Raw genomic sequence first — 20,398 nt, 5'->3', positions numbered from 1 at the left:
TCCCTCTCCAGAGACGGATCAGCCGACGAGTTCGTCGAGGGTGGGCATGGTGGACGCGATCGGGCTACCGGTGAAGTCCCCGATCCAGCCGTCCTCGCGTTCGAAGAAGCGGATGGCGCAGAAGTGCGGCTGCGCACCCATGTCGAACCAGTGCGTGGTGCCCGCGGGCACCGAGACCAGATCGCCCGCCTCGCAGACCAGTGCGTAGACCTTGTCGCCGAGATGCAGGTAGAAGCAGCCGCGACCCTCGACGAAGAAGCGGACCTCGTGCTCGGTGTGGCGATGCTCGTCGAGGAAACGGCCGCGGGCGGCGGCGGCCCGGGCGGGCCACTCGGGGTCTTCGGGGGCGGGCACCAGCCGCACGACGTCGACGAACCGGTACCCGCCCGCGCGGCAGACCTCGTCCACCTCCGCGCGGTAGGCGGCGAGCACCGCGTCCTGGCCCGCGTCGGCGGGCAGCTCACGCAGCGGCCACCGGTCGAGCTGGATACCGAACGGCCGCAGGGTGTCGGCGATCTCGGTGCGGTCGGCGGTGCGCAGCACGACCTGATCGCGGTCGTCCTGTGCCATCACCTGTACGAGCGTCATGACCGGTCTCCTCCGGTTCGGAGCTGTAGGGCGCACAGCATTTCCAGGCACTCCATTCGGTTGCGGGCGGTCTCCAGGTCCGGGCCCCAGGTGGTGGCGCCGTGCCGGTCGATCAGGGCCGCGGGCACGGCGTCCGGCGTCAGCCGGGCCGCCAGGTCGGCGGCGATGCGCGGCACCTCGGCGTGATTGGTCAGCACCGGCACGGTGAACGGCCCGGCCGGGCGCGGACCGAAACCCTTGACGATCTCGAAGTCGTCGAACACCACCGTGCCCGCGCCGGCCAGCAGCGTGGCCGCGGTGGTCGCGGCCGGTGGGTGCGCGTGCACCACCGCGCCGCAGCCCGGGACGGCGCGGTAGAGGGCGGCGTGGATCGAGGTCTCGGCGGAGGGCCGCGCGCCCGCGTCGAGCGCGTCGCCGGTGGTCACGTCGACGGTGATCAGGTCGGCGGCGGTCAACGCCCCCTTGCTGCGTCCGCTGGCCGTCACCACCGCCCGGTCGCCGTCCAGGCGCACCGAGAGGTTGCCCGCGGTGCCGTCCAGCCAGCCGCGCCCGTACAGCTGCGCCGCGACCGCGGGCACGCCGAAACCGAGGGCCGGGCGCAGGGTCCGGCGTTCGGTGACGATCGCGGTGACCAGATCGCGCGGCGTCACGTCGAAGGCCGGGTTGTAGGCGGCCGTGCCCGAGGGCGCCACGGGCACGCCGGCGAAGGTGGTGACCTCGGCCGGATCGCGCTCCTCGAGGACGATCGCCGCCGGGTCGGTCAGCGACTCGTCCACCGTCGATTCCGGCGCCACCACCACGAACGGCACCCCGGCGCGCGCCGCCGCCAGCGCCAGCGGGTAGGTGCCGATCTTGTTGGCGACATCGCCGAGCGCGGTGATGCGGTCGGCGCCGACGAGCACGCAGTCGACGGCGCCGGCGGCCAGCGCGCCCGGACCGGCCGAGTCCACGCAGATCCGGTGCGGGATACCGGCTTCGGCGAGTTCCCATGCCGTCAGGCGGGCGCCTTGGAGCAGCGGCCGGGTCTCCCCGGCGAGCACCGAGTCGAGCTCGCCGCGGCGGGCCAGCTCGCGCACCGTGCCGAGCGCGGTCCCCCATCCGACGGTGGCGAAGCGCCCGGTGTTGCAGTGCGTGAGCACCCGCACCGGCCCCGGCCCGCACAGCGCGCGCACCTCGTCGGCGGCCCGCGCCGACATCTCTCGGTCGACGCGCTCGTCCTCGTCGAGCAGGGCCAGCGCCTCGGCCAGCACGGCCGCGGGCCCGTCCGGCAGCCGCGCCAGCACCCGGCGCACCGCCCACGCCAGGTTCACCGCGGTGGGCCGGGCCGCGGCGATGTGTTCGGCTTCGGCCCGCACCGCGGCGAGATCGGCGCCGTGCGCCCGCGCCGACAACGCCACGGCCAGCGCGCCCGCGGCGCCGATGGCGGGCGCGCCGCGCACGGTGAGCGTGCGGATCGCCGCGACGACCTCCTCGACGGTGCCCAGCCGCGCGATCCGGTACTCGCCCGGCAGCGCCCGCTGGTCGACGACGTGCACCTCGCCGTCGACCCAGTCCACTGAACGTCGCATCGGCCCGTCCCGTCAGGCCACCGCGCCGGGCGCGCCGACGGTGAAGATCTCGAACTGGTACACGAACGCGTAATCGTCGTGGTAGAGCTGCTCGCACAGCGCGTCGTCACGGCGCAGCACCGCCGCGAAGCTCGGATCGGGCCGGTGCCTGCTGAGGAAGTTGCGGTAGCAGATCCGCGCGCCCGGCCGGGCGACCCGCACCACCTCGGTCATCATGGTGGCGAACTGCGCCCGGTCGATGCAGCTGGTGACATCGGAGAGCGAGAACTTGTCGATCGAGCCGTCCGGCAGTGCCCGCAGGTGCGCCATCAGGTCGGCGCGCACCGGCTCGACCTTCGTCTCGGCGGATCGGATGGCTTCGACGCTGTCGCGCAACAGGTAGTGCGGCAGCACATTCCGGTCCGGGTAGCGGCCGTGCAGCATGAACGACACCCAGTCGTTGTCGCGGACCAGGTGCTCGGTGAGGGTGTGCTCGAGCCGTTCGAGCACGTAGTCCCCGCACGACCGCACATCGGTGACGACGTTGTAGGAGTCGTCGTTGAGCACCGTCTTGAGGGTGCGTTCGGTGAACCCGCGCCGGATCAGCGTGCGCCACAGCACCCCGTCGATCTTCTCCCGGTACACGCGGCGCTGCGCCTCGAGGTCGGCGGCGGCGAAGAGTTCCTTCATCGCCGAGCCGTAGAGCGTGCGCATCATCGGCGCCACCAGCCGCACGTAGAGCCGCTCGTGTCGCCCGGCCAGCAGCACGCCACCGCGAATCGCCTTGTGGTAGCGGGTGAAATAGGCGACGGCGCCGGGTGACAGCGCGGGGGTGAGCTCCTCGAACAGCCGCCAGCGGTCCCGGCTCGGGTCGACCCCGAGGAACTCGAGCAGGGTGTCGTAGGAGAAGTGCCGGATGGCGGCCAGCTTGAGTTCCAGCAGGTAGGTCTGCCCGGCGGAGCTGTCCACCGAGGTGACCGAGCGCGGATTGTGCACCACCAGACTCAGTGCGCGGCAACCGCTTCCGGTCACCGCCAGCACGTCGTCGCCCTCGCCGACGGTCAGCGCGCGCAACTCCGAGCGGGAATCCTCGTCGCAGGTGCTGTAGAGCAGCCAGCGATCGGTCACCGCCGTGGGGGTGGCGGTGGTGGCGGGTGCTGCGGTCATGACGACATCCCTTCCGGGGTTTGACGAGATTCGGAGTCCGCCGGGGCGGGATCGGCGTCGGGGACCGGCGCGCGGGTGGGCAGCAGACTGCCCGCGACGACCGCCGCGACCGCGCAGATGCCGGTGACGACCAGGCAGGAGATCTGGAAGCCGTGCAGGAAGGCGTGTTCGGCGCTGTCCACCAGCGTCGCGGCGACGCCCTGGCCGCCGGATTCGGCGACCCGGGCCGCCACCCCGAGCGCGGCGCCGACCGAGTCGCGGCTGTGATCGAGCAGGTCGGCGGGCAGGCCGGGCAGCGAGTCGGGCAGCTCACCGGTGTAGAGGGAGTGGTGCACGCTGCCCACGACGGCGATGCCGAGGGTGCCGCCGAACAGGCGGGTGGCATCGTTCATGGCCGAGCCGATGCCCGCCTTGTCGGCGGGGACGACCGCCATGATCGATTCGGTCGCCGGCACCGCCACCGAGCCGATGCCGAGACCGATGAGCACCATCTGCGCGGCGATCAGCGAGTAGCTGGTGTCCACGCCGTCGACGGAGAACCAGGCGTAGGCCAGCGCCATCAGCACCAGGCCGGTGGTCACCACCGCGCGGGTGCCCACCTTCAGCACCAGCTTGCCGCCCAGCACCGAGCCGACGACGATCGCCACGGCCACCGGGATCAGCCGCACGCCCGCGCCGAGCGGGGTGTAGTCCTTGAGGAACTGGAAGTACTGGGTCACCAGGAAGGTGAAGCCGTTCAGGGTGAAGAACGTGATGGTGATGGTGGCGCAGGCGGCCGAGAAGCGCAGGTTCGCGAACAGCCGCATGTCGATCATCGGATGCGGGGTGCGCAGTTCGCGGGCCACCAGCAGCGCCAGCAGCGCCGCCGCGCCGGCGAAGCCGAGCAGGGTCGGCGCGGCCAGCCAGCCGCGGTTGGGCGCCTCGATGATGCTGTAGACCAGCACACCGATGCCCGCGGTCGACAGCACCAGGCCGGGCACGTCCAGCCCGGGGGTGGCCGGATCGCGCGAATCCGGCACCACCAGCACCGTCAGCACCAGGCAGACCAGCCCGACCGGCACCACGACGACGAACACGCTGCCCCACCAGAAGTACTCGAGCAGCAGACCGCCGACGATCGGGCCGAGCACCACGCCGATGCCCGACACCGCACCCCAGACACCGATCGCGGCCGCCCGTTCGGTGCGCTCGACGAAGACGTTGGTCAGGATCGACAGCGTCGACGGGAAGATCAGCGCCGCACCGAGGCCCATCACGGTGCGCGCCGCGATCAGCTGCCCGGTGCTGGTGCACAGCGCTCCGAGCCCGGTGGCGACGGTGAAGATCACCAGGCCGAGCAGCAGCGTGTTGCGCCTGCCGAAACGGTCACCGAGACTGCCCGCGGCCAGCACCAGCGCGGCGAAGGTGAGCGCGTAGGCGTCGATGATCCATTGCAGACCGGCGGTGCTCGAACCGAGTTCGCGCACCAGGCTGGGCAGCGCCAGGTTCACGATCATCGCGTCCATGTAGATCGCGATGACGCACAGGCACAGCACGGCCAGCACCAGCGAGCGTGGCCGCGAGGACGTCGTGGTCATGAAATCGGTACCCCTGCTTCGCGTTCGGCACCCATCGCGGTCGCGGCGAGTGCGGCTTGGAAGGACAGTGCGAGCACGTCGTTGGTGACCAGCACCGCGCCGCGGGTGAGATCGCCGATGACGTGCAGTCCGCGGATCGGGGCGCCCTGTGGGCCGAGCGCCTCGAAGGTGGCGACATCGATGCGGACCCCGCCGTGCGGATGCACGGTGAGCCGCCCGGTGTCGAGCAGCTGGGCGAGCAGCGGTTCGCGGCGCAGCGCGTCCGGACCGGTGCCCGCGCCGGTCGCGTTGATCACCACGTCCGCCTCGTGGTCGGCGCCGCCGGCGTGCACGACGAACGCGTCACCGGCCGTCCGCACCGCCGCCAGTCCCCCGGTCACCCGCAGCAGGCCCGACTCCATCGCGGCCAGCACCCGTCGCGCGGTCGCGGGGGGAATGGGCGCCCCGTGCACCAGCAGCGGGGTGAGCCATTCGGCGAAGAACACGGCGCGGTCCTCGTCGGCGAGCAGTTGCCAGGCGGGCAACAGGGTGGGCGAGGCGCCGTTGACCACCCGCTGCCAGCCGCGGTCGGCGCCCGCGTCGACCTCGGCGAGTTCGGCGGCCAGCCGCGCGGCCGTGGTGGGCCCGCAGTCGCGCACTTCGCGCCAGTCCGGCGGGGTCGCCGAGGCGGCTTCGATGTCGGCCATCAGCGCCCGGCCGAAGTCCGCCAGCCGCAACGTGCCCGCCGCGAAGGCCGCGCCCATGCACGCCTCGACGTGCGGCACCGGCGCCACGTCCTCGGACCCGCGCAGGCGCGGCAACCTGCCGGAACGGGAGGCCAGCAGGATCGGCCCCTCGTGGCCGCGCGCGGCCAGCGTCAGGAAGACGTCGATGGCGGTGAGCCGGGTGCCGAGCACCGCGACCCGCGCCCGTGGCGGCAGCTCCGGCAACCGCCACGGGTCGGCGAAATACCCTGCGGCGCCGACGATTCCGGGGAACGGATCGGACTGTGCCTGCATCCCCAGGCACAGCACCACGCGCGGGGCCTCGACCGCGAAGCCGCCCGCGCATTCCACCCGGTGCGCAGTCCCCGCACCGGGCACGACCCGGACCGCGTCCGCGCGCACCACGTCCACCAGCACGCCCGCCGTCCGCGCCCGCTCGACGGCCGCGTCGAACATGTCGGCGACGTAGCGGCCGAACCAGCGCCGCGCCGGGAACTCCGGCACCGGCACGCCCGCCCGCGCGGCATGCGCGGTCATCCAGCGCAGGCATTCGTCCGGATCGGCCGGATTCAGGCTGGATTTCGCCGCCCTGGTGTTGATGAGGTGGGTGGGTTCCGGGGTGCCGAAGGCCAGGTGCGGCGCGTCCGGGTCACGGTCGATCACGACGTAGCGGGTGCCCGGGGCGAGGGTGGGCAGCAGCTGCCTGGCCAGCGCGGTACCGGTGGGACCGCGCCCGATCTGCACGACGGCCGCCTCGGTGAGCGTGCGCGGCCGGTCTGGCGTGGACATGATGCCTCGATCCGTGCTCAGGTGACGATGAGCGGTTCACCGGCGGTGAACCGGTCCAGCGGCTCGGCGATGCTCAGCCGCGACGGCGGGTGGAAGGCCAGCGCCCGGCAGCCCGCGTACCGCTGGGCGGACGAGCCGGTGAGGAAGGCGACGCCGCCCAGCAGTTCGGTGGCCGCCGCCGAGACCCGCTCGATGGCCCGCTGCGTCGCGAACCGCACGTGCAGTGCCCGCGCGACGGTGTCGGCCTCGCTGCCGCCGTTCATGATCTCGGTGGCGACGGCCTCGATCGCGGCCATCGCGGTGTCCAGTTCGCCGACCAGCAGCATCCGGTCGGCGGCCGAGCCGCCCGCCTGCTCGAGCACCTCGCGCACCAGCCCGCTCGCCATGCCCAGGTAGCAGGCCGACACGAGCAGCTCGAAGGTGAGCCAGCCCGCGGTGAGCGCGGCGTTGAGCCGGTCGGTGCGGCCGAAGAACGACACCGCCTCGTCCGGGATCTCGACACCGGTGAGCACCACCTCCTCGGTTTCCGAGGCGGGGAAGACCGGCGCGCCCGTCAGCGTCCGCACCGCGAGTCCCGGGCTGTCGGCGGGCACCACCACGAGCGCCAGTTCCGGCTCGTCGGCGCCGTCCGGGGTGAGCAGCACGCTGGCGGTGAGGATGTCCATCGAGCGGGCCAGGCTGCACGGCTTCTTGCTGCCGTCCAGCCGCCACCCGCCCGGGATCCGGGTGCCGCGCAGCTTCGGCGCGATCACGCTCGCGCCCGGCACGCCCTCGGCGAACGCCGAGGCGAGGTAGAGGTTTCCGGCGGCCACCATGCCGAGCATCGCCTCGGTGCCGGGCCCCTCCGGGATGGCGGCGACCGTGCACGAGTGCATGTTCACCGCGATGGCCAGCGAGGGCGAGTGGCTGCCGAGCAGCCGGTGGATCTGGGCGGCCTCCCACAGCGTGGCGCCGAGGCCACCGGCCTCCTTGGCGATCAGCAGGCCGGGCCCGCCGTATTCCTTGAACAGCGCCAGGCCGGGGCTGTCCGGCGATTCCAGGACCGGCAGCGGCACCTCGCGCAGCCGGGCATCGAGACCGGGCACGAACCGCTGCGCGGTCTCGAGCTCACGGGACATGAAACGCATTGCGTCCTCCGCAATTTCGGCCACTCCGCAGGGCGGGAGCGGTCAGAGCACGAACAGGTTGTCGGCGAGCATCTCGTCGAGGCTCTTGTCGAAGGCGTGCGCGATCTGATCGAGATCCTCGGTCGTGTGCGCGGCGCTGATGAGGAAACTGTGCAGTTCCGGCAGGTACACCTGGTGCTTGCGCATGTAGTACGCCAGCGCGATGGTGGCCTTGAAGTTGCTGCCCGCCATCCGGTCCCGGTACAGGCCGGCGGCGCGGTGACTGAAGTTCAGCGAGAAGATGGACCGGGAGGCATTGATGCGGCAGGCGATCTCGCGCTGGGCGGTCGCCTCGCGCAGCATCCCGGCCAGGCGCTGGGTGTTCGACTCGAGGTCGTCGTAGATCTCCCGGTGCGCGTCGAGATGGCGCAGCACCGCGAGCCCGGCCGCGCAGGTCAACGAGTTGCCGCTGAGCGTGCCGCCGGCGAACACCTTGTTCTCGTAGTCGTAGAACGGGTCCTGCGAGCTCTTGGCGGTGTCGATCAGCTCCGCCCGGCCCACCACCGCACCGCACGGCAGACCCCCGCCGATCACCTTGCCCAGGCAGGTCAGGTCCGGGTGCACGTCGGCGAGCACCTGCACACCGCCGTAGGCCACCCGGAAGCCGCTGACCACCTCGTCGAAGATCAGCGGGATGTCCAGCTCGGTGCACAGCCCCCGCAGCGCGGTCAGGAACTCGACGTTCAGCGCCACCACCGAGGTCGGCATCGGTTCGAGGATCACGCAGGCCAGCTCGTCGGCATGCTCGCGGATCCTGGCCAGCCCGTCGAGGTCGCCGTACTGCATCACCACCGTGTTGGCGACCGTCGCCGGGTCGACGCCCTGCGAGCCCGCGACCGGGTCGGGGCGGTGCCGGTCGCCGGAGAAGCGGAACCAGGAGCTGACCATGCCCTGATCGGAGAAGCCGTGGTAGTGGCCCTCGAACTTGGCCACCGTGGCCCGCCTGCGGTAACCGCGCGCCATCCGGATCGCGAACAGGATCGCCTCGGTGCCGGAATTGCACAGCACGGCCTTGTCCGCGGCCGGGAACGCCCGCACCAGTTGCTCGGCCAGTTCGATCTCGCCGGGATTGCCGATGCCGTTGACCAGCCCGCGCCGCACCCCGGTCGTGATCGCCTCGGTGATCGCCGGATGCCCGTAGCCCAGCAGGTGCGGACCGTAGCCGCCGGACAGGTCCAGGTAGTCGTTGCCGTCGAAGTCACGCACCCGCCCGCCCGCGGCCGACTCCACGAACACGGGGAAACCGCTGGGGAAGAAATAGCGGTCGATGTGGGTGGGTGCCACCAGCGTCGCCTGGGCGCGGTCGCGCAACCGCAGCGAGGTCGGCATCTGCTCGGCGAAACCGGCGGCGAAGCGGGCCTCCACCTCGGCGCTCATGTAGGGCGAGTACCGGTCGGTGAACCGCCGGGCGTTGGCCCAGATGTCGATGTCGGGATCGATCTGGGAGGCGAACCCCTCACAGGACAGGAAGACCAGTTCCACCTTGGTGAAGTTGGTGGTGTAGCGCGAGTCGTACTTGCGCAGCACCGCGCTGACGTCGTTGAAGTAGGAGATCGTCGACCACTGGCTCGAACTGATGTCGAAGTGGTAGCGCAGCACCTCGGCCATCTCCGCGTCGTAGGCGGCGCGGTTGCGGTGCAGCTTCTCGTCGGCCAGCACGAAATACCGGGTGAACCGGTCGATGGCGTTGTGCCACTCCTTGCGGGTGCAGGCGTAGTAGAACGAGGACAGGCCCCACTTCTCGTCCTCGGTCAGCTCCACCGTCACGCCGTAGTCCAGCAGGATCAATTCGCCCGTGGGACCGAACATCACGTTGCCCGGGTGCGGGTCGCCGTGGCACACCCCGTGCATGTACAGCATGGTGTAGATGACGTCCTGCAGCCGCCGGGCCAGCTGGTCGCGCGGGAACCCGACCTCCTCGACCCGCTTGCCGGGGATGCCGTCCATGAACTGCATCACCAGCATCCGGCTGGTCACCAGCTCGTCGAGCACCGCAGGCACCGTGACGTACGGGTGCCCGGCGAAGTTGGCGTGGATGCGCCGCTGCTGGGCGGCTTCGTGCGTCATGTCGGCCTGCGGGCGCAGCAGCCGCGCGATCTCGTCGAAGCGGGTGGCCACATCGAGTTCGCGCAGCCGCGGCGTGGCCCGGTTGAGCAGCCGCAGCAGGGTGGCGATGGACTTCAGGCTCTCCTCGATCTGTTCGGGCACGCCGTCCTTGACCAGCTTCACCGCCACCTTGCGCCCGTCGAGCAGTTCGGCCACGTGCACCTGCGCCACCGAAGCGCTGGCGACCGGTTCGGCGTCGAAGCGGCGGAACACCTGGGTCAGCGGCCTGCCCAGTTCCCGCTCGACGGCGCGCCTGCTCTGCGCGGCGGTCATGTGCGGGGTCTGGTCCTGCAGCACCCGCAGCGTCGACACCCAATCCGGGCCGAACAGATCCGAGCGGGTCGCCGCGATCTGGCCCATCTTGATGTAGATCGGGCCCATCCGCACCAGGAAGTCGAGGACGGCCTCCGCGCGGCGGCGGTCCCGGCTCGCGGGATCGCGGTCGCGCAGTGCGGCCAGCGAGTACTCGGCGGCGCCGCGCGCGGAGAGCACGCCCGCGCGGGCGAGGTGTTTCAACATCGGGTCACCTGTTCTGCTCGGCCGTCAGAGAACGAAAGAGAAAGCGGCGAAGGACATTCCGGCGCTGCCCACCCAGCCGACCGCGCGTTCGCCCGGTGCCAGCACGCCCAGCTCGAGCGCCGAGGCGATCGCCGCGGGCACCGAGGCCGACACGACATTGCCGGTGCGTTCGAAGACGTGGTGGATCGCGTGGCCCAGCCCGGCCTTGTCGGCCATGCCCTGCCAGTAGCGCTGGCTGGAGGCGTGGGTGAACAGTGCCGCCACCTCGTCGACGGGCGGGTCGAGCCGCTCGAACACCGCGTGCGCGTCGGCGGCGCCCTGCTCGTGCATCTCGAACCCGTAGGAGGTGAAGAACCCGACGCCGTTGGCGGCCAGCTTGTCCGAGGGATCGCAGTAGCCGTCGTAGCCGTCCAGGGTGACATTGCACAGCGGCGCGAGGTCCGGTCGCGAAGCGAACTCGAACCGCCACGGCTCGTTGTCCTCGGCGGTGAGCACCGTCGCGGTGGCCGCCTCGCCGAGGGTGTAGGCGGGGAAGACCGATTCCAGCGCGCCGACCTCGGGGATGCGGAACAGGTGCGGGAACACCACGCCGCCCGAGCGCAGGTTGCATTCGGCGTTGACGATCATCGCGGTGCGGTGCGTGCCCGACCGGAACAGCGCGTCGGTCACCTGCACCGCGCGGGTCCAGCTCATGCAGGCGTCGAGGATGTCGAAGCAGTGCGCGTTGCGCAGGCCGAGCGCGGCTGCCGAGTGGTAGGCGCCGCCGGGCTCGATGAAGCCGCGGCCGATGCCGGTGTAGATCAGCAGGTCCACGTCCTCGGGCCGCACCTCGGCGCGGTCGAGCGCGGTGTTCGCGGCGCGGCGCAGCAGGTCGATGGGCCGCTCCCCCGCGTCGAGCCAGCGCCGCTCCCGCGAGCCCGCGTAGCGCAGGTAGTAGTCCACCTTGCGCAGGGCGGCGTCGAGATCGCCCTCGAAGTGGCCCGCGCTGTGCTCGCCGATCCAGCCGACGATGTCGTCGTTGGTGACCACCCGCGCGGGCAGTTCCGCCACAGCCGAACGAATTCTCATGTCACTGCGCTCCTACGCCGGTGGGGTCTTCGGTGGGGGTCGCGGCGGGCTCGGCGGCGCCGGGCACCAGGAAACCGGCGATCACCTCGACCATTTCGTCGATCGATGGGGCGTCCCACATCAGTTCCGGCGGGAACCGCTTGCCCGACCAGGTCTCGAGCCGCTCGTGCAGGTCCATCTGGTCGACCGAGCCGAAACCGTTCTCGATGAGTGAGCGGGAGGTGCGGACGCGGCCCGCTTCGGCGCCGAGATTGGCGGTGATCCACTCGCTCACCTGGGTGGCCAGCCCCTGCCGGACCAGCTCCCGCATCGACGGCATGCCGCCGCCCGCGGGCGCCGCGCCGCCGGTGGTCTCCTCGGTGATCGTCACCATGCCCTCCCATCGGTGGATCTCCTGCAACGAGCCGGCCAGGAAGTCGGCCTTGCACTGTTGGCGGCGCAACTTGCCGCTGGTGGTGCGCGGGATCGTGCCCGCGGCGATGAGCACGATCGCGGCGGGCGCGACGGCGTGCTTGCGCGAGACCGCGGTGTGCATGACGGTGACGAGTTCCTCCGGCGCGCGGGTGGTGTCGGGCCGGTACTCGGCGACGAGCACCAGGTTCTCCTGCCCGTCCCGCTCGACCGAGAACGCGATCACCGCGCCGGCCCGCAGCGCCTCGTCGCTGCCGACCACGGTGGCCTCGAGATCCTCGAGGTAGTAGTTGACACCGTTGACGATCATCAGGTTCTTCACCCGGCCGCAGATGAAAAGCTCACCCTCGTGGACGAATCCGAGGTCGCCGGTGCGCAGATAGGTGCGGCCCGAGTCGTCGCCGGCGATGCGGGCGCGGAAGGTCTGCTCGCTGTCGTCGGGCCGGTTCCAGTAGCCGGGCGCCACGATCGGCCCGCTCACCCAGATCTCGCCCAGTTCGTCGTCACCGACCCGGCGTCCGGTCTCGGGCTCGACGATGGCGACCTCGGTCTCCAGCACCGTGCCACCGCAGCCGACCAGCTCGGTGGAGCCGTGCTCGGCGGTGCTCGGCACGATCTTGCGCCTGCCAAGCGCGGCATCGTCCAGCCGGACGGTGCGGTAGCGGCGGTCCGGGGTGCCCGAGCAGACCTTGAGGGTGGCCTCGGCCAGCCCGTAGCCCGGCGACAGCGCGGTGGGGGCCAGGCCGTGCGGAGCGAAGGTCTTCTCGAACCGTTCCAGTGTGCCGAGGCGGACCGGCTCGGCGCCGTTGGACACCAACCGCCAGCTGGCCAGGTCGAGCTCGGCACGTTCGGCGGGGGTGATCTTGTCCACGCAGAGATCGAAAGCGAAATTCGGTGCGCCGCTGTGCGTTCCGCGATACTCGGTGACCGCCGCGAGCCAGCGGAACGGATTCTTGACGAAGGTCGACGGCGCCATCAGCACCGCGCCGCCACCGACGTACACCGGCATCAGCACGCTGCTGACCTGGCCGAAGTCGTGGAAGTGCGGCAGCCAGGACACCACCACGCTGGTGGCGTCGACCTCCCAGGAAAAGGCGAGTTCGCGCACCTGCTGTAACGCCATCGCGTGATCGATGATCACGCCTTTCGGGGTGGACGTGGAGCCCGACGTATATTGCAGATAGGCGATCTGCGACCCGTCTATTTCCGGCGGTTCGAATTCTACCGGCAGGTCGTCGGTATATTCCGTCGAAACTCTCGGCAAACGGGAGACAAACAGATCTCCGGACAGATTCGCCATTTCCGCGAGCACCTCGGGGGTGCTGACGACGGCGGCCGCCGCACAATCTCGCGCCACGGCCTCGACATGGTTCACCCGATTTCGCTGCGGCGGAAAGAGCGGCACCGCGACGAGCCCGGCGTACAGGCAGGCATAGAACGAGACAACGTAGTCCAAGCCGGGGGGATGCAGCAGAAGAACCCGGTCTCCGAGCTTGAAATCCCTGGTCAGACGCGCCGCGAGGGCTTCGGCCCTGCGGTGCAGGTCGCCGTAGTCCAGCGCCTGCGCCTGCCTGCCCGCATCGTCGAGAAATACGAAGGCGATATCGTCGGATTTCTCGCTCGCACGTACACGGAGAAGTTCGTTCCAATTGCCGAACGAAAACTCGGAGGAATTAGGTGAACAACACATGAGCACCCCAAGAAGATTCGCTCGCCCCGCGCCGCGGACAGCAGAAACAACCGCAGTGGATATCGCCTCGTCCTTGAAGCCTGCGGGGCTCGGAGAAACTGGAATTGATGCGGGGCTGTGGCCGAGATTAGCCGATATCAGATGTCACGGTCAACCATTCTCGACAGAAATGCGCCCGTATGACATCCATGTTAACTGGGACAGGTTGCAGATTCTGGAGTGCATGATTCATGGTGCGAGCGTGCGCGGTGCACGCCTCACGTCACGGCGACACCCACCGCGCCGCCGGGGCTCGGGCTGTCCGAGCCGGCCGCGGTGCTCGCCGCCGGCACCGTGCGCTCGACCACCGTCGTCCGCGCGGCACTGGACGGCATCGAGGCGAGCCTGCCCACGTTCGACGCGTTCCCGGGGTGGTGCGGCGCGTCGCCGCGCTGGCGACGCCGACCGCCGGTGTGCGGCTGCCGCCGCCCGGCGTGCCCGTCGCGATCGAGGGCGACACCGACATCGCCCGGGCGCCCACCGCTTTCGGCTGCGGCTCACTTCCCGGCCGCGACCGCCGACGCCGAGGCGGTGTGGCGGCTGCGCGCTCGGCGGGCGTTGCGGGCGGCGCCGTCCCCGGCCGAGCGCTCTTCACCGCGGCCTGTCCTACACGTGGTCCTGGACCGTGCTCGGCCGAGCCGAGCGTGAACGTCCGGGCGGGCGGTCGCACCTCCGCCGCTGTCACCGCCGAACACGCGGCGATGTCGACGACAGTGGCGTGCCGCTCGGCGCGCAGCTGATGGGCCCGCCGTCCGAGCCGCTGCCGGTCGCCCTGGCCGCGCAGCCGGAGTCGGAACCGGGCTGGGAGCGCGACCGGCCCACCCGGTGGTGGTGACCGGGATCGCTCAGCCGGGCGGGTCGGCCCAGTCCTCGAGCGCGCTGCCGGTACCGGCCGGGCACCCGTCGCCCTGCGCACGCGGCAACATCACCAGGCACCGCTGCGGCCCCGTCTGGCCGACCGACTCGGTGACCAGCACCGCGATCGAGGAACCGTCGGCCACCCGCGACGCGCCGAAACCCAGTGTCCCGGTGATGCCCTGATAGTCGCGCTCGCGCAACTGCATCGCGATCGCGGTGCGATTCGGCGGCAGATCGGTGTGCCTGCCCGCGCGGACCGCCGCCAGGAACAACCCGCTCACGTCGAAGGCCAGACCCGTCCGGTCCCCCGCCCACGACGGGCGGTAGTCGGCCAGCTCGGGGTAGCGGCGCAAATCCTCGATCAGGCCGGGCAGCTCCCGGCACAGCTGTTCGTACTCGATCGGCACCGGCTGATCGCCCAGCTCCGCGACGCCGGTGATGCACCGCGCACCGCCGAGCAGCACCGGCGCGGCCTTGGCGACGTAACGCACGGTGAGGTTGGCGGGCAGCGCCGCCGTCGCGCGCGGGTCGGTGATGACCCGGGTGAGGGTGTCGTTGCCGAGGATGGCCGGGGCCTGACCGGTGAGACAGCCGCGACTCACCGAGCGGGCGAAGGTCGGGAAGTCCTCGTTGCGCCCGGCGTAGAACAGCAGCGTGCCCGGATCGAAATCGTCCGTCTCGCACGGCGCGGGGAAACGGTTCAGCTCCTGCTGGATCCGCCAGGTGTGGGCGTCATAGTCGATCGCGCGCCGGGCCAGCTCGGACTTCAGATCCGCCACCAACGTGGTGACGTAGATGTCCTCGGCCGCCTCCGGGTGGTACACGCTCACCCGCCGGTAGCGCGGCTGCCCGGCCTGCGCCGACCCGGCCGGATGGCGCGCGCCCTGCACGTAGTCGGCGATCAGCCTGGCCTGGGTGGCATTGCTCGGCGCGGCCTGGAAGTACAGCGGAGACGCCTCGGCCAGTCCGTCGGCGGACAGCGTCGTCGCGACCACGGGCACGCCGAACTCGCCGAGTCTGCCGATCGCGCGGCGGGTCTCGGCATTGCTGCGGTCCAACCCGATCACGCCGAGCACCCCGGGATCGTCAGCGATCAGCCCGCGCAGCTGATGGTCGACCACCCACGTGGCGTGCTGCATGTCCGAGCCGCCGTTGGCCACGATCACCCGCAGCAGCGGCTCGGATTCGTCGGAGGCCAGCAGGGCGCGACGCTGCTGCACTGCCAGCCCCGCCAGCTCCTCCACCTGCGCGTGCGGATAACGCACGTTGGTGTCGGTGTAACTGAGCCCGGAGAAGTAGACCAGCGAGACCAGCGGCCTGCGCGGATTGTCCCGGCGCGCCACCGCGGCGCGGGCGTTGAGCCGGAACACCTCCCGCTGCATCGCGGCCAGCTCGGGATCGTCGGTGAACACCTGATCGGCGTTGTCGCTGTAGCCCACGCACTCCTCGCCGCGCAGCTGCACCGCGATCCCCGAGGTCCACGGCCAGTGCGCGCACGGTGCCCCGCGCAGCGGCGGCACATACACCAGCGCCGCCGCCACCAGCAGCGCCACCGGCACCAGCACCGACATCGCCACGAACCACCGCCGAGCGGCCAGCGGCGGCGCGGGCGGCACCGCCAGATGCGCGTACCCGGGGTCGCGCACCCGACCGTTCAGCGGATCGGGCAGGCGCACCCGCAACGGCAGGAACCAGGCGTAGGACAGCCGGTTCGTGCGCATGTTCTCGATGTTGCGCAGCCAGCGCTGCAGCGGATCCGGCTCCTGCTCCGCGTACGGGCGATCGACCAGGCTCTCCAGGGTGTCCAGATGCGCCAGGTCCCCGACCCGGGCCAGGTCCCGCACCGGCGGCCGCGCGGGCGGGGTGTCCAGGCAGGCCAGCACGACCAGCGGATCGAACTGTCCGGTCTCGTTGCGGATGTCGTTGATCCAGCCGAGCAGGCGCGCGCCCGCGCTGCCCTCGGCCACCGGGCCGAGCAGCGCCACCGGATAGGCGGTGCGCCGCCAGCCGGACGGGCGCCAGATGTGCCGTCGATAGGCGTCGCGCAGATCCTCCAGGAAGGCGTGCACCAGCAGCTTCGCCAGCTGCTCTTCGTTCTCGTCGCTGCGCCGCGACGCGGTCAACCTGGTCGCGAAACCCAGGAAGGAGTCGGACAGCTCCGGAGCGAGGTACCGCTGGTGCATGAACCAGCGCGTCACCTTCGACATGCCGGGGATACGCCCGCTGATCCACAACCACAGCCGCAGCACCGGCCACAACGCGAACACCGCGAACACCGTGCGCGACACGATGTCGCCCGCCGCCGCCTCGCCCGCGTCGGTGGCCGAGGCCGCCGGTGAACCGCTGCGCAGCAGGCGCGGCAACCGGGCCCGCAACTCCACCGCCGCCTCGGTCTCGTCACTGGTCACCCGCTGTCGGGTCAGCCAGTCGGCGGTGCGGTAGCGCGGGAACTTGATCGGGCCCATGGCCGTGTCGTCGGTCGAGAACCCCTCCACCAACCGTTGCAGGATCGGCAGGCAGTGGCCGGCGATCTCCTCGCCGGTGGCGTTGGGGTCCGGCGCCAGCGCGTCGGGCGGCAGGTCGGCGGCCGAAAGGTCCACCCGCGCACGGGGAGTCGCGCGCCGCCCGCCGGATTCTCCGAGCCAGCGGTAGATCTCGACCAGCAGCGGCCCGGTGGCCGGGGTACCGACCAGCCCGACGATCGGACGCGGCAACGGCCGCCTGCGCCGGATCATGGTGCGCAGGACGCGGGGCCTGGCGTCCGGGACGTTCAGCGCGCGCACCAGTTCGAGCAGCTTGCCGATGTCGTTCGCCTCGGGCACTCGACGGCCTCCCCCGGAAATGTGTCTGGCGGGCGGGACCGCGATCCCGCGCGTAGGGGGACTGTACCGGGCGCGCTTCCGCGAGGACAGCCGGATCGGCCCGGACGTCACTGGGCCGTAATGCTTTCCGCGTCCTCAGAAGCCCAGCTTGCCCAGCTGTTTCGGGTCGCGCTGCCAGTCCTTGGCGACCTTCACGTGCAGGTGCAGATAGATCCGCACACCCAGGATGTGCTCGATCTGCTTGCGGGCGTTGGTGCCCACCTCTTTCAACCGCGATCCGCCCTTGCCGATGACGATGGCCTTCTGACTCGGCCGCTCCACATACAGCAGCGCGTGCACGTCGAGCATGTCGGGGTTCTCCTCGCGCGGGAGCACCTCCTCGATCACCACCGCCAGCGAATGCGGCAGCTCGTCGCGCACACCCTCGAGCGCGGCCTCGCGGATCAGCTCGGCCATGAGCGTCTCCTCGGGCTCGTCGGTGAGCTCCCCGTCGGGGTAGAACGCCGGGCCCTCGGGCATCTTCGCCGCGATCACATCGACCAGCACCTCGACCTGCTCGCCCCGCACCGCCGACACCGGCACCACCTCGGCCTGCGGGCCCAGCAGCTCCGAGACCGCGAGCAGCTGCTCGGCGACCTGCTGTCGGCCCACCTTGTCGATCTTGGTGACCACGCCGAGCAGCGTCGTCTTCGGCGCCATCTGCTTGACCTGCTGCACGATCCACCGGTCGCCCGGGCCGATCTTCTCGTCGGCCGGGATGCAGATCGCGATCACGTCGACCTCGGAATAGGTGTCGCGCACCAGGTCGTTGAGCCGCTGGCCGAGCAGCGTGCGCGGCCGGTGCAGGCCCGGGGTGTCGACCAGGATGAGCTGCGCGTGCTCGCGGTGCACGATGCCGCGGATGGTGTGGCGGGTCGTCTGCGGGCGCGAGGAGGTGATCGCGATCTTCGCACCGACCAGCGCATTGGTCAGCGTCGACTTGCCGGTGTTCGGCCTGCCGACGAAACAGACGAAACCGGAACGGAATACGGCGTCCGCGCCCCGCTCAGCCACCCTGCACCTCGGCGCCTGCCGCGTCGTCGACGATGTCGAAGACCGCGCCCGCCTTGTCGGTGAAGATGATCCTGGCCGCGCCGGACACCTCGCGCACCGCCGTCACGCCGGGGTCGGAGAACTTGCCGCCCACCACCACCGCCGCCTCGAATCCCTCGGCGCCACTGGAGATCGCGGCCGCGACCGCGGCCTGCAGCGCGGTCAGGCGCAGCGCGGCGAGATCCACCTCGCCCGCCGCGTAGGTGCGGCCGTCGGTGTCGCGCACCGCCGCGCCCGCGGTACCTCCGGTGCGGCCCAGCGCACCACGGGCCAGCACCACCAGCTTGGTGTCCTCGGCGTCCAGTTCGGTCATTCGGTGTCTCCGTCCTCGTTCGTTTCCGCGGGCACATCCCGCTGCGAGCCGTTGCCCTTGCGGCGGCCGTTGGTCCTGGCCGCGGCCTCGACGATCTCGGGCGGCTCCTCGGCCTTGCGCACCAGCACGGTGTGCACCCGCATCCGGCCGCGCGCATCGGGTCCGCCCTCACCGCGCAGCACCAGCCCGTACGCCTCGACCTTGGAGCCGGGCAGCGGCACCCGGCCCAGTTCGTGGGCGAGCAGCCCGCCCACGGTGTCGACATCCTCGTCCTCGATCTCCATGCCGTAGAGCTCCCCGAGATCCTCCACCGACAGCCGCGCCGACACCCGGTAGCTGCCGTCCCCCAGATCCTCCACCGGCGCGATCTCGTCGGTGTCGTATTCGTCGGCGATCTCGCCGACGATCTCCTCGAGCACGTCCTCGATGGTGACCAGGCCCGCGATGCCGCCGTACTCGTCCACCAGCAGGGCCATGTGGTTGCGCCGGCGCTGCATCTCGTCCAGCAGCGCGTCCAGCGGCTTGGAGTCGGGCATGAACACCGCCGGGCGCATCACCTCGCGCACCCGCACCTGCCTGCCGCGATCGGCGTAGGGCACCAGATCCTTGAGGTAGACCACGCCGAGGATGTCGTCGACGTTCTCGCCGATCACCGGAATACGGGAGTGCCCGGAGCGCACCGCCAGCGACAGCGCCTGCGCCGCGGTCTTGTCCGCCTCGATCCACACCATCTCGGTGCGCGGCACCATCACCGCCCTGGCCGCGGTGTCGCCGAGTTCGAAGACCGACTGGATCATCCGGCGTTCCTCGTCGGCGACCACGCCGCGCTCGCTCGCCATCTCCACGACCTCGCGCAGCTCGATCTCCGAGGCGAACGGGCCGTTGCGGAAGCCCTTGCCGGGGGTGATGGCGTTACCGAGCAGGATCAACAGCCTGCTGATGGGGCCGAGCAGCGCACCGATCACCTGGAGCGGCACCGCGGCGGCCAGCGCCAGCGAATAGGCGTGCTGGCGGCCGAGAGTGCGCGGGCCGACACCGATCACCACGTAGTCGACGAGCACCATGATCGCGGCGGTGACCAGCAACGCCACGGTGTCGGACCAGATGTCCATCAGGGCCGCGGCCAGCAGCACGGTGGCGCCGATCTCGCACGAGATCCGCAGCAGCACCATGAGGTTCACGTAGCGGGCGCGGTCGGCCACGATCTGGCTCAGCCGCACGGCGCCGGGACGGTCGGCGCGCACCATGTCGCCCAGGCGGGCCAGTGAGATGGTGTTGAGCGCGGAGTCGATGCCGGCGAAGAGTCCGCCGATCGGCACCAGCAGCACCGCGAGCAGGATGAGGGTCGGTGAACTCACGCCGGGCCCAGCGCGTCACCCGGCGCGGTGAATCCCGCCTTGCCGAGCAGCCGGGCGTCGCGCTCGGCGAGTTCGGCGCGGCGGCGTGCCTCGCGCAGACTCTCGTACCATTCCTCGAGCAGCCGCGCCTGCAGCGCGAACATCTCCTTCTCCTCCTCCGGCTCGGCGTGGTCGTAGCCGAGCAGGTGCAGGACGCCGTGCACGGTGAGCAGGGCGAGTTCGTGTTCGAGCGAATGCCCGGCCTTGTGCGCCTGGTCGGCGGCGAACTCCGGACACAGCACGATGTCGCCGAGCATCGACGGGCCCGGCTCCGGGCTGTCCGGGCGGCCGCCGGGCTCGAGCTCGTCCATCGGAAACGACATCACGTCGGTCGGCCCGGGCAGATCCATCCACCGCATGTGCAGATCGGCCATGGTGTCGAGATCCACCAGCACCATCGACAGTTCCGCGGCCGGATGCACGTCCATCCGGCCGATGACGAACCGCGCGACGCTGACCAGGTCTTCTTCGGGTACGTCGATCCCCGACTCGTTGGCGATCTCGATGCTCACGTGAACAGGGTATTCGGTGCGGCCGGTCCGGGT

Annotated in this window: 14 protein-coding genes; all 14 read right to left on the bottom strand. The window is 71.0% G+C overall.

The window, feature by feature from the left end; genetic code table 11:
• Window positions 1-18: 18 nt before the first annotated feature.
• The 14 genes from CRM89_RS00745 to ybeY all read right to left on the bottom strand — a co-directional run bounded on the left by CRM89_RS00745 (window position 19) and on the right by ybeY (window position 20,365).
• Window positions 19-588, bottom strand: a complete 570-nt coding sequence (locus CRM89_RS00745) for an acireductone dioxygenase (protein WP_011207976.1) — start codon at window positions 586-588, stop codon at window positions 19-21.
• Window positions 585-2,156 carry an S-methyl-5-thioribose-1-phosphate isomerase gene (gene mtnA / locus CRM89_RS00740; protein WP_098082998.1) on the bottom strand — a complete coding sequence of 524 codons (1,572 nt, stop codon included), beginning with the start codon at window positions 2,154-2,156 and terminating at the stop codon, window positions 585-587. Before mtnA ends, CRM89_RS00745 begins: the two co-directional genes overlap by 4 nt.
• A 12-nt stretch (window positions 2,157-2,168) precedes the next feature.
• On the bottom strand, window positions 2,169-3,302 hold the full coding sequence (locus CRM89_RS00735; RefSeq protein WP_098082997.1) for a DUF3419 family protein: 1,134 nt from the start codon (window positions 3,300-3,302) through the stop codon (window positions 2,169-2,171).
• Window positions 3,299-4,879: an MFS transporter gene (locus CRM89_RS00730; protein WP_098082996.1), complete on the bottom strand. Its 1,581-nt coding sequence runs from the start codon at window positions 4,877-4,879 to the stop codon at window positions 3,299-3,301. Before CRM89_RS00730 ends, CRM89_RS00735 begins: the two co-directional genes overlap by 4 nt.
• The gene (locus CRM89_RS00725; protein ID WP_098082995.1) at window positions 4,876-6,372 is read right to left on the bottom strand and encodes an FAD/NAD(P)-binding protein; all 1,497 of its coding nucleotides are present in this window, start codon (window positions 6,370-6,372) and stop codon (window positions 4,876-4,878) included. The genes CRM89_RS00730 and CRM89_RS00725 overlap by 4 nt, the downstream gene beginning before the upstream one ends.
• 17 nt (window positions 6,373-6,389) lie before the next feature.
• Window positions 6,390-7,499, bottom strand: a complete 1,110-nt coding sequence (locus CRM89_RS00720; RefSeq protein WP_098082994.1) for an acyl-CoA dehydrogenase family protein — start codon at window positions 7,497-7,499, stop codon at window positions 6,390-6,392.
• Window positions 7,500-7,541: 42 nt separating this feature from the next.
• Entirely contained in the window at window positions 7,542-10,163 is a 2,622-nt protein-coding gene (locus CRM89_RS00715; RefSeq protein WP_098082993.1) for an aminotransferase class III-fold pyridoxal phosphate-dependent enzyme, read from the bottom strand.
• 24 nt (window positions 10,164-10,187) lie between these two features.
• The gene (locus tag CRM89_RS00710) at window positions 10,188-11,231 is read right to left on the bottom strand and encodes a 3-oxoacyl-[acyl-carrier-protein] synthase III C-terminal domain-containing protein (protein ID WP_011207969.1); all 1,044 of its coding nucleotides are present in this window, start codon (window positions 11,229-11,231) and stop codon (window positions 10,188-10,190) included.
• A gap of 1 nt (window position 11,232) precedes the next feature.
• The gene (locus CRM89_RS00705; protein ID WP_098082992.1) at window positions 11,233-13,332 is read right to left on the bottom strand and encodes an AMP-binding protein; all 2,100 of its coding nucleotides are present in this window, start codon (window positions 13,330-13,332) and stop codon (window positions 11,233-11,235) included.
• An 884-nt stretch (window positions 13,333-14,216) separates the two neighbouring features.
• Window positions 14,217-17,051 carry a hypothetical protein gene (locus tag CRM89_RS00695; RefSeq protein ID WP_060592784.1) on the bottom strand — a complete coding sequence of 945 codons (2,835 nt, stop codon included), beginning with the start codon at window positions 17,049-17,051 and terminating at the stop codon, window positions 14,217-14,219.
• A 135-nt stretch (window positions 17,052-17,186) separates the two neighbouring features.
• Window positions 17,187-18,104 (bottom strand): GTPase Era, encoded by a 918-nt coding sequence (era, locus tag CRM89_RS00690; protein WP_086841328.1) that lies wholly within the window; start codon window positions 18,102-18,104, stop codon window positions 17,187-17,189.
• Window positions 18,097-18,456 carry a cytidine deaminase gene (locus tag CRM89_RS00685; protein ID WP_011207965.1) on the bottom strand — a complete coding sequence of 120 codons (360 nt, stop codon included), beginning with the start codon at window positions 18,454-18,456 and terminating at the stop codon, window positions 18,097-18,099. Before CRM89_RS00685 ends, era begins: the two co-directional genes overlap by 8 nt.
• On the bottom strand, window positions 18,453-19,814 hold the full coding sequence (locus CRM89_RS00680) for a hemolysin family protein (RefSeq protein ID WP_060592786.1): 1,362 nt from the start codon (window positions 19,812-19,814) through the stop codon (window positions 18,453-18,455). The genes CRM89_RS00685 and CRM89_RS00680 overlap by 4 nt, the downstream gene beginning before the upstream one ends.
• A complete protein-coding gene (gene ybeY, locus CRM89_RS00675; protein WP_011207963.1) occupies window positions 19,811-20,365 on the bottom strand; it encodes an rRNA maturation RNase YbeY in 555 nt (184 codons plus the stop codon). The genes CRM89_RS00680 and ybeY overlap by 4 nt, the downstream gene beginning before the upstream one ends.
• Window positions 20,366-20,398: the final 33 nt, after the last annotated feature.

The sequence above is a fragment of the Nocardia sp. FDAARGOS_372 genome, from assembly GCF_002554515.1.
Classification (GTDB): Bacteria; Actinomycetota; Actinomycetes; order Mycobacteriales; family Mycobacteriaceae; genus Nocardia; species Nocardia farcinica.
The sequence above is the reverse complement of the archived record's forward strand: the minus strand, read 5'-3'. Positions and strand labels throughout refer to the sequence as shown.

Coding starts and splice junctions, on each gene's coding strand:
- CRM89_RS00725 (WP_098082995.1), bottom strand. CDS start 6,372: ATGTCCACGCCAGACCGGCCGCGCACGCTCACCGAGGCGGCCGTCGTG.
- CRM89_RS00705 (WP_098082992.1), bottom strand. CDS start 13,332: ATGTGTTGTTCACCTAATTCCTCCGAGTTTTCGTTCGGCAATTGGAAC.
- mtnA (WP_098082998.1), bottom strand. CDS start 2,156: ATGCGACGTTCAGTGGACTGGGTCGACGGCGAGGTGCACGTCGTCGAC.
- CRM89_RS00715 (WP_098082993.1), bottom strand. CDS start 10,163: ATGTTGAAACACCTCGCCCGCGCGGGCGTGCTCTCCGCGCGCGGCGCC.
- CRM89_RS00735 (WP_098082997.1), bottom strand. CDS start 3,302: ATGACCGCAGCACCCGCCACCACCGCCACCCCCACGGCGGTGACCGAT.
- CRM89_RS00685 (WP_011207965.1), bottom strand. CDS start 18,456: ATGACCGAACTGGACGCCGAGGACACCAAGCTGGTGGTGCTGGCCCGT.
- CRM89_RS00730 (WP_098082996.1), bottom strand. CDS start 4,879: ATGACCACGACGTCCTCGCGGCCACGCTCGCTGGTGCTGGCCGTGCTG.
- CRM89_RS00745 (WP_011207976.1), bottom strand. CDS start 588: ATGACGCTCGTACAGGTGATGGCACAGGACGACCGCGATCAGGTCGTG.
- CRM89_RS00720 (WP_098082994.1), bottom strand. CDS start 7,499: ATGCGTTTCATGTCCCGTGAGCTCGAGACCGCGCAGCGGTTCGTGCCC.
- CRM89_RS00710 (WP_011207969.1), bottom strand. CDS start 11,231: ATGAGAATTCGTTCGGCTGTGGCGGAACTGCCCGCGCGGGTGGTCACC.